The sequence below is a fragment of the Paenibacillus sp. M-152 genome, from assembly GCF_003856555.1.
Lineage (GTDB): Bacteria > Bacillota > Bacilli > Paenibacillales > Paenibacillaceae > Paenibacillus > Paenibacillus polymyxa_C.
This window is the reverse complement of the sequence record NZ_CP034141.1, coordinates 3,197,032-3,212,803: the sequence shown is the minus strand read 5'-3', so window position 1 is coordinate 3,212,803 and position 15,772 is coordinate 3,197,032. Positions and strand designations below refer to the sequence as shown.

11 protein-coding genes are annotated in these 15,772 nt (G+C 44.9%); 8 read left to right on the top strand and 3 right to left on the bottom strand.

The genetic code is table 11. The features are described from left to right. Positions 1-223 precede the first annotated feature (223 nt). The gene (locus tag EGM68_RS13875) at positions 224-1,711 is read left to right on the top strand and encodes a glutamate synthase subunit beta (protein ID WP_064964191.1); all 1,488 of its coding nucleotides are present in this window, start codon (positions 224-226) and stop codon (positions 1,709-1,711) included. A 543-nt stretch (positions 1,712-2,254) separates the two neighbouring features. Further along, positions 2,255-4,606 carry a type IA DNA topoisomerase gene (locus EGM68_RS13870; protein WP_129549429.1) on the top strand — a complete coding sequence of 784 codons (2,352 nt, stop codon included), beginning with the start codon at positions 2,255-2,257 and terminating at the stop codon, positions 4,604-4,606. Positions 4,607-4,671: 65 nt separating this feature from the next. On the opposite strand, the gene EGM68_RS13865 is transcribed toward EGM68_RS13870, so the two are convergent. Together EGM68_RS13865 and EGM68_RS13860 are read right to left on the bottom strand one after the other, a co-directional pair. Continuing rightward, positions 4,672-5,436 carry an HAD family hydrolase gene (locus EGM68_RS13865; protein WP_013371449.1) on the bottom strand — a complete coding sequence of 255 codons (765 nt, stop codon included), beginning with the start codon at positions 5,434-5,436 and terminating at the stop codon, positions 4,672-4,674. Between the two features lie 66 nt (positions 5,437-5,502). Then, positions 5,503-6,420, bottom strand: coding sequence for a hypothetical protein (locus EGM68_RS13860; RefSeq protein WP_040103606.1), 918 nt, complete (start codon positions 6,418-6,420; stop codon positions 5,503-5,505). Between the two features lie 452 nt (positions 6,421-6,872). Between EGM68_RS13860 and EGM68_RS13855 the strand changes: the two genes are divergently transcribed. The 5 genes from EGM68_RS13855 (at position 6,873) to EGM68_RS13835 (ending at position 12,295) form a co-directional block, all read left to right on the top strand. Then, positions 6,873-8,030 (top strand): MFS transporter, encoded by a 1,158-nt coding sequence (locus tag EGM68_RS13855; RefSeq protein WP_090738954.1) that lies wholly within the window; start codon positions 6,873-6,875, stop codon positions 8,028-8,030. 81 nt (positions 8,031-8,111) lie between these two features. Further along, positions 8,112-8,837, top strand: coding sequence for a phosphonate ABC transporter ATP-binding protein (locus EGM68_RS13850; protein ID WP_129549428.1), 726 nt, complete (start codon positions 8,112-8,114; stop codon positions 8,835-8,837). Beyond that, the gene (locus EGM68_RS13845) at positions 8,834-10,168 is read left to right on the top strand and encodes a hypothetical protein (protein WP_129549427.1); all 1,335 of its coding nucleotides are present in this window, start codon (positions 8,834-8,836) and stop codon (positions 10,166-10,168) included. Before EGM68_RS13850 ends, EGM68_RS13845 begins: the two co-directional genes overlap by 4 nt. Before the next feature lies 1 nt (position 10,169). Continuing rightward, entirely contained in the window at positions 10,170-10,868 is a 699-nt protein-coding gene (locus EGM68_RS13840; protein WP_007432526.1) for a response regulator transcription factor, read from the top strand. After that, a complete protein-coding gene (locus tag EGM68_RS13835; protein WP_129550327.1) occupies positions 10,865-12,295 on the top strand; it encodes a sensor histidine kinase in 1,431 nt (476 codons plus the stop codon). The genes EGM68_RS13840 and EGM68_RS13835 overlap by 4 nt, the downstream gene beginning before the upstream one ends. An 80-nt stretch (positions 12,296-12,375) precedes the next feature. Here the strand turns inward: EGM68_RS13835 and EGM68_RS13830 are convergent, their stop codons facing one another. Further along, positions 12,376-13,602, bottom strand: coding sequence for a glucose-1-phosphate adenylyltransferase (locus tag EGM68_RS13830; protein ID WP_064964185.1), 1,227 nt, complete (start codon positions 13,600-13,602; stop codon positions 12,376-12,378). 236 nt (positions 13,603-13,838) lie between these two features. Here EGM68_RS13830 and glgB point away from each other — a divergent pair, with 236 nt between their 5' ends. Next, the gene (gene glgB / locus EGM68_RS13825) at positions 13,839-15,764 is read left to right on the top strand and encodes a 1,4-alpha-glucan branching protein GlgB (protein ID WP_058830877.1); all 1,926 of its coding nucleotides are present in this window, start codon (positions 13,839-13,841) and stop codon (positions 15,762-15,764) included. Positions 15,765-15,772 lie beyond the last annotated feature (8 nt).

Sequence of the window (15,772 nt, the reverse complement as noted above, 5' to 3'; positions counted from 1 at the left end):
GACCTAGCTCATTTGAAAAATTAATAAACCATATAAAAAATCCTTTTGGCTGTAGATGCAGAAAGTTGCATAAGTTTTCATTACTTTTACGCTGTATTGTGATACAATAAATCAAATTCAACGAGAACAGACCCTTTCATAACACAAACAGACAAGTTCGAATTTGATTAGAATTCTGAATGGATGATCGGGGTTCATAAGCGAAGAGATGGGGGAACGTAACATGTCTACACCAACTGGATTTATGGAATACACACGACAACTTCCTACAGACCGGGACCCGGCAGAGCGTATAAAGGATTGGGAAGAATTCCATAAGCATATGTCTGAAGAAGAGCTGCGTACCCAAGGGGCGCGTTGTATGGACTGCGGAACTCCTTATTGTCATACGGGGATGGATCTCATGGGAGCAACTTTAGGCTGCCCGGTTCATAATCTTATTCCGGAATGGAACAATCTCGTATATCGTGGTTTGTGGAAGGAAGCGTTAGATCGGCTGCACAAAACGAATAACTTCCCCGAATTTACGGGCCGTGTCTGTCCTGCGCCATGTGAAGGCTCATGTACTGTTGGCCTTATCGGGCAGTCTGTTACCATTAAGACAATTGAGGAAGCGATTATCGAAAAAGGTTTTGAGGAAGGCTGGGTTGTTCCTAACCCGCCGGAAAAACGTACAGGCAAACGAGTGGCTATTGTTGGCTCGGGTCCTGCGGGATTGGCTGCGGCAGCACAGCTTAACAAAGCAGGGCACAGCGTGACTGTATATGAGCGTGCAGATCGTGTAGGTGGGTTGCTGATGTACGGAATCCCATCCATGAAGCTGGATAAGAAGGTTGTACAGCGTCGTGTAGACTTGCTGGAGGCTGAAGGTATTCAATTCATCACGAATACGGAAATTGGCAAGGATATCCCTACTGAACAGTTGGTTGCCGACTATGATGCGGTTGTGCTATGCGGTGGATCTACAAAGCCGAGAGAATTCAATATTGAAGGCAGTGATTTGAATGGCGTCCATTATGCTATGGATTATTTGAATGGCACCATCAAAAGTTATCTGGATTCTAACCTTGAAGATGGCAACTATTTGTCTTCCAAAGGTAAGGACGTTATTGTTATCGGTGGTGGTGATACAGGTTCGGACTGTGTAGCTACTTCTTTGCGGCATGGTTGCCGGAGTGTCACTCAATTTGGCACACACACCAAAGCTCCACTGGAACGTGATCCGATTGCCAATCCTTGGCCGCAGTTTCCGAATGTGTACTCTCTCGATTATGCACAGGAAGAAGCGAAAGCGTTGTTCGGGGAAGACCCGCGTGAGTTCTCCATCATGACAACCAAATTTGTAGGTGATGAGAATGGCAATCTGAAAGAACTGCACACCATTCAAATCCAACGTATTGTTGATGAAACTGGACGTAAAATCTATCAACCGATTCCAGGTACGGAACGTGTATTCCCAGCACAAATTGCGCTGATTGCAATTGGGTTTGATGGGCCTGAGCAAACGATTGTGAAGGAAATCGGTTTGGAAACGGATCGTCGCTCCAACGTTAAGGCACGTTATGGGAAATATGTGACGAATGTGGATAAGGTGTTTGCTGCGGGTGACATGCGCCGCGGACAAAGTCTGGTTGTGTGGGCTATTAATGAAGGTCGAGAAGCAGCACGTGAAGTTGATAAATACCTCATGGGTACTACTGTTTTGGTGTAATTATAAATTTAATTTACGAATCAAGTAAAGGCTCCATCTTAGGATGGGGCTTTATTTGTGTTTCAAGCATTGTCGCTAGTTGTTGAATCCAATTTTCTAGGGGGTGTACAAAATTGTGTAAACTTAACGTCATATAAAATGACTTTGAATTGAGTTTTTAATCATGCAACTGTTATCTATAGTGATCATAACATAAATAAGGAGGATGTGTGTAGCCTTTTTAAAGAAAAATACTTTTATTTTACAAAACAATTAGCTGAAAACTTAAATATATGTAATATAAACTAACATAAATATGACCCGTGTTTATTAATGGTGTAGTTTCAACATAGAGTAAAATCATGATCTGAGAGAACTATGAGATCTATGGTATAATAGACGTATATTGTTGAAGCGCTAGACTAAATGAATTTACAAAGGAGCTTTCGCTGGGAGAAAGCTCCTTTTGCATGAGGCCGGGATAGCTGTGTTTTCATTTGCGTTCCATGTATATTTATGATTCATGGAGGAGAAACAGAAGGCCGTCAGGAAGGAATGGAATGTATGAAGACGTTGATTATTGCTGAGAAACCAGATATGGGGCGGACGATTGCCGCTGTTATGGAGCCTCGTGCTAAAAATAACCGTACCTATTTGGAAGGGGAGAAATACATTGTAACCTGGGCGATCGGTCATTTGTTAGGGCTGGCTGAGCCAGATGCTTACGATGCTAAGTACAAACGATGGAATATTCAAGATCTTCCGATTATCCCTGAACAGTTCAAAATCGTACCTAATCCGAAAACAAAAGATCAGCTAAAAATGATTGGTGAGCTGGCCAAACGCTGCAATGCCATCGTGAATGCTTGTGACGCTGGACGAGAGGGGCAATATATTTTTGCGTTAATTCAGCAGCAGCTAAAGCTACGACAGCCGGTTAAGCGATTGTGGATCTCGGACTTGACGGCAGAGAGTATTGCGACAGGCTTTGAACGATTGCGAGATGCCTCGGAGTTTGAATTCCTGACTCAAGCTGCGCGGGCACGAAGTGAAGCGGACTGGCTGATTGGCATGAACGCTTCCAGAGCGTTCACAACACGTCATAACACCCTGCTGTCGGTAGGACGGGTACAGACTCCCGTGCTGGCACTAATTCATGATCGAGAAAAGGAAATTGAAGCATTTCAGTCTCAAACCTTCTATGACGTGTGGGCTGAGTTTAAGCAAGATCAGATTAAGTACAAAGGGGCATGGCAGGGAGATCGGCTGACGAAACCGGAAGAAGCTGAGGGGATTGCTGCGGCGGTACGCGGAAAAGAGGGGAAGATTACCAAATATGATACGAAGCAGACAAAGGAGTATCCTTTTAAATTGTACGATTTGACGTTGCTTCAACGAGAGGCGAATGCCAAGTACGGTTATTCGGCCAAAAAAACGCTGGATGTGGCACAAGCGCTTTATGAGCGTCACAAGGTCATTTCCTATCCGCGTACCAACTCTAACTATGTGACAGAGCAGAATATAGACGGCATGCATAAGGCATTACGGATGCTCGGGACAGGCCCTTATGCTGATCTGGTTCAACAAGCAAACCCTAATTTGGTCCACAAACAGAATAAATCGGTCTGCAATCCGTCTCGTGTTGAGGATCACCATGCTATCTTGCCGACGTTAAAAAGACCGGGGACGCTAAGCAAGGAGGAACAAAATGTATACGACCTGGTTATTCGTAGGTTTCTGTCGCATTTTTTCCCGCCGGCTGAATATAAAATGCATACCGTAATGACGCAGGTGGACAAGCATTTGTTTAAAACCAATATTAAGGAGCTTCTGTCCTTAGGATGGAAAGTGGTTTTGAGCAAGGCTGACCAGGATAAAGGTAAAAAGAGCAAAACATCAAAAAAAGAAGATGAAGAGGAAACGGACGAGTGGACAGACAAGAAGTTTGAAATTGATGCAGGGCGTCCGGTGGATTGTGTTCGCGCCGAGATGAAAGAAAAGGCGACTCAGCCCCCTAAAAGCTACACGGAGGGCACATTGCTTAAAGCGATGGAAAGCGCCGGCAAGCAGATGGAGAATGAGGAATTACGCGAGGTTATGAAGGACGCTGGCTTAGGTACACCTGCGACACGAGCTGCCACAATTGAACGATTGAAGAAAGTCGGCTACATTGAAATGAAGGGCAAAAAGATTCTTATTACAGATAAGGGAAAGATGGCTATTGACCTGATCCGTCATGCCGGGGTAGATCTATTAGCCTCACCGGAAATGACAGGTCAATGGGAACGCCGTCTTCATCAAATTTCCAAGGGTGAGGCAGCTCAGGAGAAGTTTATGGATAACGTTAAAAGATTCACGTTGTCCATCATTGATAAGGTAAGGCGGCAGCCACCTGCTCCCGCAAATGCCTTTGGCGAGGAGGCAAGGAGTAATCGCTCGGGAGGCAAGGGGAACGCCCGCAGTGTAGGCGCGAGTGGACGTGCCACCGCCAAAGGAATGGATCGCACACCATCAGGAGGCGGTAGTAGTGCAGGAAGTGCTGCGCTAAAGCAAGCAGCAGCACCAACAAGACGCAGTTCAGCTACAAAAGCAGTGCGGAGCTCATCTGATGGACAGTCAGATGCTTCAGTGAGCCAAAGGCAGGCGTTAGGCAGCTGCCCGTGCTCCAATTGCGGTGGGAGTATTATTGAAGGCCGTAAAGGGTATGGGTGTAGCCATTTTAAGCAAGGCTGTGGCTTTGTCATTTGGAAGGAATATGCTGGCAAGCAGATTACCGAAACGATGCTCAAGTCCCTGCTCGCGAAGGGGCAGACGCAATTGTTGTCTTTTAAACGTAAAGATGGATCGACCGTCAAAGCGCGGATTGTTCTGGATGTACCAGGAACAGGACAACTTAGCGTTCGTGAGGAATCCTGAAATAGGGTCGTCTATCATAGTAGAATGTGAAGGTTGAATGACTTTTTAAACACGAAAAAAGGACCCTATCCGAGGGTCCTTTTTTGTTGATGCAATTGTATGCTTTCGTGGATCACCCGTGGCACTTCTGTTAGCTTTTGTATTGTATACATTACAGAGTTCACGTTTTTTTGCAATTCAACCATATTGTAAATCCATTCTTTAGGCTGCTTAAGATACACAGCGTGAATACCTGCCGCAAGGGCTGGAGATACGTCGGTGCGTAAAGAATTCCCGATCATCCAGGTGATGCCTCGGTCCAGCCGATTTATTTGGATGATTTCTTCCAGTGCTTCGACATTTTTATGCTGGCGAATATAGATACGGTCATCAAAGTAAGTAGCCAGCTTCATTTGCTCAATCTTTCTTTCTTGAATGACCTGCTCACCGCCCGTATAAAGGTGAAGGGAATGCCCTGCTTTTTGGAGTGAATTTAACGTTTCGGCCATACCTGGATACGGTTCAATTTCCTGCTCGTACACACTTCGGCCAAGCGAGCGAAGCTCCTGCTCTTCCCGAGAATCCGTACGGCGTCCGAATTGTTCAGAGAAAAACTGGTACGTATCTATTAGGGATTGTGGAAAATGCTCGCTGGCAAAACCCACCTGATGAACCCCAGCCACATCAATTTCAATTTGTTTTTCACGGATTGTATTTCTCGTTAGGTTATGAGCTGCAAACCATTCCTGAAGCAAATCGAAAAAGTGGTTGAGAATAAGGTCGAAATACTTGTTGCAGTGGACCAAAGTGTCATCAAGATCAAATAAAATGTGCTGTTTCGGATACGACATGATGCATACTCCTTCCAAGCCAAAGCTTTAACGGTGTTCAGTTTATAACTAAAGTTGCGATTCAAATTACAATCCAATATAGGATTCCAAAAATACCTGCAAATCAGCCGCACCGTCGGGACGGATGCTGAATTTTTCCTTGTGATAGCGTCCAATGTGTATGCGGAGCAAACCAGCCACACGCAAAATCATCATATCAGACATTAGTGTATCTTCCAATCGGCTCAAATCATGACGCATGTCTTCAAGAGACTTAGGACCTTGAGCTACATAACGCAAAATGCGCAGCCGTTGTGGATCATTGACTGCACGAGTGAGTCGTAGTAGAAGCGTGGGCGGTTCTTCCTCACTCTCTTCGGGAATATCTACCGGATACTGGATTAGCAGTGTACGGGTGTAAAAGCAGTATGAATTAATTGGGCGATTATGAACGACCGGAAACAGCACTACTGTATCGAGGTCTTCCATATGTGGCACGACTAGTCCAGCTGTCGCATATTCAACAAGTGCTTCCGGTTCCATTTTACTTAACAACATGCGCTTTTCCGCAGCATCTTCTTCTGCCAATACACGCAGTTCGCCTTCCAAGGCCCGAAAATAATCACGATCCCACAATCTGAGGAGCGGTGCATATACCTTACGAATGCGTAAAGATTCTTCAAAGGTTAAAAAAGGAATATGCGGAACAAGCAGCTCAAACATATCCTTATCCGGTCCGTGATCCAAGTAAGAAATATAGTCGGATATTTCATCTGTTTCTGGTCGAAGCAACGCCCAGGCATAGAGTGCGTCATAATCGCTAAAAGGGCAATCCTGAGCTGTAGCTAGCTCAGTACGAACTTCCTGTTGTAATCGTGCATCCACCTTGTCGATCCATTCATGGCCCAAGTCCATATCATGGACCCACTTTTTAGTTACATAGGCCATAAAGCTGCCGAGCAATTCATAAATTGGGGAAGTGTCTATTTTAATTTGATAACTCATGGAATCAAATGCCTCCTATTCTGTCTTCTAGCCCAGAGCGGTGAACGTAAATAAAGCCCGTCCATAAGCAAAACATGAGCATTTTGAAATTGCCCACTCATTTATTATGGCTTGTTCTGCCAGGCATTGTCCACTATAATATGAAATAGTGCGTTGTGACGTGAACTTGGTCGGATTGAACATACGAGGCTCTTAACCGAGGAGTCGGATACATACCAGACTAGCTCTATCCGTAAAATCGTCATCTCAGATGGCGATTTTTTTATTTCTCTCTTTAATACACTAAAATTAACATGCTAAAAACACCTTAATATGTAATATATCGATTTTTAGAAAGTCATGGTACACATCGTGATAAGATTTATTATTGATTATGGTATCAAATGCAAATCATTTCTAAACATTCATTTTATGATGTTAATAATTTATTTGTTCGAGCAGGAGGAGCTGGGATGTCGTCGTCGTTACGTGTTCATTATTTTATCTTAATTGCAGTTATTATTGTTGCTGGACTATGTCAGGGTTTACTATTGCCCATTCTGTCGATCTCTTTGGAACAAATGGGGGTTTCGTCTTCGCTAAACGGAATGAACGCGGCTGCACTGTATATTGGTTCATTCGCAATGACACTGGTGGCTGAACGGACTTTGGGGTGGCTGGGATTTAAAAAGCTGATGGCTGGTGGTCTTGTGCTTGTGCTGATCATGCTGCTGCTGTTCCCGCTAATCCCTGATATTCGGGTTTGGTTCGTACTGCGCCTGCTAGTAGGTATTGGTGACAGTGCGTTGCATTATTCTGCGCAGTTGTGGATATTGCTGGTAACTCCAGCAGAGAATCGAGGCCGCAACATTTCCTTTTATGGTATGTCTTATGGTCTGGGTTTTGCATTAGGCCCATTGGGATTGTGGCTACTTGATTATGGAATGCTGGTTCCATTTGCTGCGTTGGCTTTGTTGTGCTTGCTTGTGTTGCTGTTAGTGTTAATCAAGCTGCCTGACTCAAGACCCGAGAAGCAGGAGACTGAGGCGCGTCCCGCACAAAGATTCCGGCGCAGCTATAGCTGGGCATGGTACGCTCTGTTGCCTGCATTTCTATACGGTTATATGGAAGCGAGCCTGAACAGTAATTTTCCAGTCTATGGCCTGCGTATTGGCTTCCATACCGATGAAATTGCTGCCTTGCTGCCTTTCGTCAGTTTGGGAGGCTTAGTGTTGCAACTGCCTTTAGGTATATTAAGTGACCGTTGGGGACGTAAAAAGGTGCTAATGAGCGTAGGTATAGCAGGAGGGTTGACCTTTATGTTACTACCATGGAGTGGCAATCATTTTATGTTCACATTGGTATTGCTGACCATCGCAGGTGGATTGGTAGGCTCCTTTTTCTCACTTGGTTTGGCCTATGCAGCTGACCTGTTGCCCAAATCATTTTTGGCGGCTGCAAATGTGCTGGCATCCTTTCATTTTAATCTGGGAAGTGTGATTGGACCTAATATTAGCGGAGGGTTGTTGGACATTGGAACTCAAGGCAGTATGTTTCTAGTCCTTGGAGGTAGTTATATTGTTTTCGGATTGTTAGGTCTGTTTTCCCGAAAAAGAGCACCAGCGGTATAAAACTGCGGTTTGCATGGTATTTGTTTCACAATTACTATAAAATATAAACATGTATTGATGGCGGACAAAGGGGAATCATAGATGATTAAAATTCGGAAGCTGACCAAGCAAGTGGGGCCTGAACGTACCCCGTTGCTTCGAGGGATTGATGCTGAAATTCATGAGGGTGAATTCATTGCTATAGTGGGGCCAAGCGGAAGTGGTAAAACGACACTTCTTCGCTGTCTTGCTTTACAAGAGCCTTGGGAAGAAGGCAGTTTGATTGTTGGTGGCAATGATGTACTGAGATCCGGGTGGACGGGCAAGATGAAAATAAAGCGAGAGTGGGCATACCTGGAGCAAAATCCGCATCTTAATATGAATCGGACCGCTCTTAAAAATGTGCTCATTGGCAGATCGGGTCAAACACCCTGGTGGAGAATCGTGACTGGCATGGTGCGTTCCGACGATTATATGGGAGCGATGGACGTTCTAGAGGAGATGGGTCTGCTAGATAAGGCGCATGATAAATGCGACAAGCTCAGCGGCGGCGAACGGCAGCGGGTAGCCACAGCGCGTGCTCTCGTCCACGGAGCTAAGGTTATTTTAGCTGATGAGCCTGTAAATGGACTTGATCCTGCCTCAGCAGCGCATGTACTGGAAACCTTTCGCAAGCTGTGCTCTGGCGAGCGAGTAACAATCATTACTGTACTGCCGCTGGAAATGGCTGAACGTTTTGCTTCCCGAATCTGGGGCCTGAATGAGGGTAAACTGGTGTTTGATATCCAGGGAAGACGATTGACACAGGCAGAAAAGAACAAATTGTGAAGGGGACGCCAAGAGAAGTGAAAAAAATGCTGTTGAAAATGGTGGCTTGCTGCTGTTCCTTGCTGCTTCTTGCTGGATTTTTAAGCGGCTGTAATGTGATTAGCGATCCAATTTCGCTGATGCAGACACCAACGATGTCTGACGAGAAACAACAGCTGAATGGAGCAGTGAATACGCAATTAGGGGCGGTACAGCCTTTAAGGCCGAATGATCCAGATGATCCTACGCCAATTCGGACGGGAGATTTGAATAATGATGGTATAGACGAAGCAGTGCTCTTTTATGAAACACCAGATGAGAGCGTAAAGATACATGGTGCCTTGTTTGAAGATCAGGGCGGGACGTGGGTAAAGAAGCTTACATTTGATGGGGAAGGCACGGTGTTGGAATCATTTAAACTAGTGGATCTAACAAATGACGGTACGCTTGATATTGTAGCAGGTTTTTCGAGCGGAGACAGTAATGAGAACGGGGACCAGAAGGGCCTCATCGTATACTCATATACTGGAGGAACGTTAGAAAAAATATATGCAACGGGCTATACGGACTTCGTTGTAGACGATTTTAACCATAAGAAGATGGATTTGAACGGGGATAATCTGAATGACTTGACCATTATCTTGCTCCGTCGTAATGAATTCTTCACTGTGAAAACATTCCAATTCAGTGGAGGGACCTTTAAGGAAATTGGATCGTTGGATTTGGACAGTCAGGCTCTGGGTGTCTACAATGTCGTTGCTGGTAAGGTAGCCCAAGGTAGGCAAGGGATCATTATTGATACAAAGATTGCCGAGACAACTACGGTCTCCAATGTTATCGTGATGGATCACGGCAAACTCAGAAAGCTCAATCTTATGGATGTCACCTTCAAGGATGCTACCATCGCTAGTGGTGATGTGGATGGTGACGGTATTCTTGAATTTGGAAATTTAGAGAAGCCTAAAGGCTGGAGCAACAGGCCACTGGATGAAGTTCCTTATTTTGTATCGTTCTATCAGTGGGATGGGGCCAAAGGGACGATTTTCAAGCAGCAACAGTATCGTGATTCTAATGAACAGGTCTACTTCAGGCTGCCAAAAGAGCTGCATGGCAAGGTAACTATTGATCCGAAGGTTTCAAGGAAGGACAGCTATTTGCGGTTTATTTTGGATGATACAGACAAAACGATAGCGGAAATTAAATTTTTCTCGTTATCACAATGGGAGCGAAACAACGAAGGCTATAGCCAACTGTGGCGAACGAATGCACAGGTAATTGGTATTAAGCGATCCAGCGAGCTGGAACCACGTAAAACCATTAAAAACAAGATGGGGGAAAGGCAGGTAGAGTAGAGTGAGTAAAGTTTTAATCATGGAAGACGAGGAATCGATCCGTAGCTTTATCGTTATTAACTTGAAACGTAACGGTTTTGAGGTGCTGGAGGCGTCAGAGGGGCATGAGGCTCTGAATATTTTGAACACGGTGCGGGATATCGATATTGCGTTACTTGACGTGATGGTGCCGGGCATGGATGGTTTTGAGGTTTGTCGGAGAATTCGGGAAACGAATGAGCGTATTGGCATTATCTTTCTGACAGCCAAGGTACAGGAACAGGATAAGGTGTATGCCTTGTCTGTAGGGGCTGATGACCATGTGAGCAAGCCTTTCAGCCCGACAGAGCTGATTGCACGTATTCAATCGTTATTGCGTCGGGTGAATGTACATCGTGAAACAGCAGCCAAGGTGTCCTTCCAGTCCGGTCCGTTCACGCTGGATTTGATAGCTAAGCAATTTAAGAAAAACGGGCAGCTGATCGAGCTGACACCGACAGAGTTTTCCCTGATTCAGTTTTTTCTGGAGAAAGAAAATACGCCGCTTAGCCGAGATGTTTTACTCGACCACGTATGGGGCAAGGAATATATGGGTGATCCGAAAATTGTAGATGTGAATATCCGACGTCTGCGGCAGAAAATTGAAAACAATCCATCCGAGCCAGCTTTTTTACAAACCGTGTGGGGACATGGATATAAATGGAAAGGTCAGTCTCAATGATCAAAAAGGGGATCCGCCGACAGATTGTGCTTCACTATTTTTTCGTAGTGTTTTTGGCGCTTCTGTTAGTAGAAGTCATTTTTATGTTTGCACTCCGGTCATATTATTATGACACTATTTATAAAAAGATCGAGAACCGTATCCAATCGGTAAGTGAATTTGCATCCAAATTCAAGGAGCCGGAACAATCATTACAATCGTATTTGTTGGATACATTTTCACTGCCCAACACTGAATTACAATTGCTTGATGAACAGGGAAATGTAATTGATAACTCGACAAATTTTGCTGCGGATCTAAGTGTGCAAACCAGTGATGTGACACAAGCCTTAGCTGGAGATACGGGCAAATGGATCGGAAAGCAACCCGGCACGGGACAGCAGGTGATGGCGGTATCTCAGAAACTGGACAATATTGTCGGGGATCAGGTGTATATAATCCGGTATACGACTTCGTTGGAATTAGTAAATGACAAGTTATTCATCATTACATTATTTTCGGTGGGAATCATGGCAGCTGTATTGATTATTGTATTTGTAGTGAGTACAGGGCTTGCCAATTCCATTGTCAGACCGATTAACAATATTCGCGATGTATCTGCTCAGATGGCGCAGGGGCGATTTGATGCACGTATCAAAGGCGATTATCGCTATGAACTGGGTGAACTGGCATCGACGTTGAACTACATGGCACAGGAAATTGTCAGAACCAATCAAATCAAGGATGATTTTATTTCTTCCATTTCTCATGAGCTGCGTACTCCGCTTACTTCCATTAAGGGCTGGAGTGAAACGTTAAATTCTGGCGGATATGACCCGGAAGAGACCAAGATCGGAATGCAGATTATTTCTAAGGAAACGGACCGGCTGATTGGCTTGGTGGAGGAAATTCTCGATTTTTCCAAACTGGAACAAAATGCCATGAAGCTCGTGATGGGAACAGTTGATCTTCGAGAGCTTTTGCAGGAAATTATGCTGAATGTATGGGCCAAGGCAGAAATGAAGCAGATTAAGCTCCAACTGGATTCCGAGGAAACGGCATACCTTGTTCATGGAGACGGTAACCGTCTGAAACAGGTGTTTTTGAACATTGTAGATAATGCCATCAAATTTTCGCATGAGAGCTCGATTATTTATCTGTCTCTTCAACGTGTTAAGGGCAATATCGAGATATCGGTACAGGATACAGGAATTGGGATTAGTGAAGAAAATCTTGCCAGAGTAAGAGATCGCTTTTTCCAGGTAGACCACCAAAATGGGGGGACTGGACTGGGATTGGCAATCTCGCAACAGTTTGTTGAGCGTCATCACGGGCAGATGCTCATTAGAAGTGAATTGGGAGCTGGAACCACCATTACGGTTTCATTGCCTGCTCTGCAAGCAGAGCCATCGGTGGAACCACCACAACTCTCGGAAGGGCAGATTTAAAGTTAAATGTAAGATGTAACCATAAAAACAGCCAGTCCTCACCATAATGGAGGGCTGGCTGTTTGAAATTTAGGGGAGAGTTATGAAGTAAAGCCTTCTGCACGCAAGCGTGTGTTACGCTCATAGGCTTCTTTTAGCATACGAGTAGTTTGTGGCCGTACTGCCATTTTGCCAAATACTGTTTCATTGGGTCCGATAACCATAATTTCGCTCGGATTACCTTTAATAACAGCACCATCACGAATCACAGCACCTTCACCGATAATTGCGTGCTCAATATGCACGTTGCGCCCAATACGTGTGTCAGGCATAACGATACTTTCCTTGATGGAAGAGCCTTTTCCCACCTCGACGCCGCTAAACACTACGGAGCGCTCAATTTGGCCTTCGACTTGGCAGGAATCATGCAGGAGGCTGTCCAATGACTGCATTTTACGACCAGGCACCTTTTGCGCGCTCAGCCTTGTGCGGCGTTCACGTGTATACATTGGCCAGTCTTGACGCTGAAGGTCAATCGCGCAATTTTCTTGCAGTAAGTCCATGTGGGAGTCCCATAGGCTTTTAACTGTACCTACGTCTTTCCAGTAGCCCTGGAATTCATAAACGTATAGTGATTCTTGGTCTGCCAGCATTTTAGGTATGATATCTTTGCCAAAATCATGACTGGATTGAGGATCCTGTGCGTCTTCCAGTAGATAATTTCTTAAGTAATCCCATTTGAAAAGGTAAATCCCCATAGAGGCTAAATTACTTTCCGGTTTCTCCGGCTTCTCTGCAAATTCAGTGACGCGCAGATCTTCATCGGCGCTCATAACACCAAAACGGTGTGCTTCATCCCAAGGAACCTCCATGACAGAAATGGTTGCCGCAGCTCCTTTTTCCTTATGGTAGTTCAGCATCTCGCCATAATTCATATAGTAAATATGGTCACCGGATAAAATAAGCACATGTTCTGGATTTTGGCTGTCAATATATTCGATATTCTTATGAATAGCATCTGCCGTTCCTAAATATTCAGCGTTACCTGTATTATAAGATGGAAGCAGGGTAATTCCTTTGTCATCCGTTTTTGTAAGGCCCCATGGAGTTCCATCCCCAATATGTTCGTGCAAGGATTCTGCCTCATATTGCGTCAGTACACCTACAGTATCAATGTTTGAATTTACGCAATTACTGAGAGGAAAATCGATGATCCGGTAATGACCGCCAAAAGGTACGGCGGGTTTTGCAATCGTTGAAGTAAGGGGAGCAAGACGGCGTCCCTCTCCGCCTGCCAGCAGCATGGCAATGCATTCTTTATTAAACATTTCGTTTCCCTCCCGGTTTAGTTGTCTGTTGTAGTACATACATAAACGGTATGGGGTACTCTTGAAACCATCAGGTATATAAGATTCCCCAAAAACTAAGGTTTATTTTTTTCCTAGTCATTTTTCTGTTCATTGTGGCTAGAATGGGGTAATAACTCAGGTCAGCTTTGACCCAAAAGCGAATGCATTACCGATTCATACATTTTTACTTACAAACATAAAAGGGTGGTGACGTGATGACAGACCAAACTCTTCCGCAACAGACTATCTCATCGGAAGATATTTATTTGTTTCATGAAGGAACGCTTTATCACAGCTACCGATCTTTGGGTTCCCACCTTACTGTGGAGAACGGAGAACAGGGCGTTCGTTTTACGGTCTGGGCTCCTCATGCTCTCCATGTCGGGCTTGCTACAGATCGCAACAACTGGAATGGGGAACAGGATTCCTTATATAGGGTTCCCAAATCCGGTTTTTGGAGTCGTTTTTTTCCGAGGATATCCCAAGGAACATTTTACAAATACGACATTACAGGTCCAAATGGTGAACGATTTCTGAAAGCAGATCCTTACGCCGTACGTGCTGAAGTGAGACCGGCTACGGCTTCAGTGGTATCTTCATTGGATGGTTATGTTTGGAACGATGCAGCTTGGCGCCGTAAACGTAGAGCACCTTATGGTAAACCTCTACATATATACGAGCTTCATCTAGGCACTTGGAAGCAAAAAGCAGATGGTATGTTTTATACATACAGGGAAATGGCTGAGCTTCTTGTGCCTTATGTAACTGATATGGGATATACACATATTGAGCTGATGCCGCTGAGTGAGCATCCGTATGATCTTTCCTGGGGCTACCAATTAACAGGATATTTTGCACTCACAAGCCGTTATGGTGAACCACATGATTTTATGTATTTAGTGGATCGTTGCCATCAGGCGGGAATTGGAGTGATTATGGATTGGGTTCCGGCTCATTTTGCCAAGGATGCTCATGGATTGAGACGGTTTGACGGATCGCCACTGTTCGAATACGCGGACCCGCTAATTGCTGAAAAGCCCGGCTGGGGAACCCTAACGTTCGATTATAGCAAGCCAGAAGTACGTTCTTTTCTGATCTCCAACGCATTGTTCTGGATGGATGTGTACCATATTGATGGTCTGCGTGTGGATGCGGTGACGAGCATGTTACGGCTGGATTTTGAAAAGCAGGAAGGACAATATTGTCCCAATTCCAAGGGAGGGATTGAAAATGAGGAGGCTATCGCCTTCCTTCAACAGCTGAATGAGACGGTATTCCGCTATTATCCATATGCACTCATGATGGCAGAGGAGTCCAGCGCTTGGCCGATGGTGACCTCCCCAGTAAGCGATGGAGGGCTCGGTTTTAATTACAAATGGAATATGGGGTGGATGAACGATACACTTGATTATATGGAATCGGAGTTTGATCAACGACCCGAGCGCCATAATTTGCTGACCTTTCCCATAGCCTATGCATACAGCGAAAATTTTACACTGCCATTGTCCCATGATGAGGTTGTTCATGGTAAGAAGTCGCTGCTTGATAAAATGCCGGGCACCTATGAACAAAAATTTGCCGGACTACGGGCGCTCCTTGGCTACCAAATGACCTCACCAGGTAAAAAGCTCTTATTCATGGGAGGGGAATTTGGTCAGTTTATTGAATGGAAGGATGAGGATCAGCTTGACTGGTTTTTGCTAGACTATGACAGTCATCGGTCTTTGCACGCATATTCGAAAGCACTGAATCATTTATATCTTCAGGAGAAAGCATTATGGGAATTGGACCATTCGTGGGACGGCTATCAATGGATTGAAGCTGAAGACCGAGGGCAGAGTGTAATTACGTATTTACGTAAAGGCAAAAAAACGGGGGATACGCTGGTTGTCCTTATTAATTTTCAGCCTGTGCAAAGAGAAAATTATCGAATTGGGTTGCAAAAGGCAGGAAGCTATATGGAATTGCTGAACAGCGATCATAAGGACTTTGGGGGAAGTGGTCAGGTAAACTCCGGAGCGATACGTACTTCCAAAATCCCTTACCACGGACAGCTTCACAGCTTGGAGGTGACTATTCCACCCCTAAGCATCGTTATACTCAAGAAGACACCACCACGTAGGTCTAAAAAAGCAGATTGACCACATAA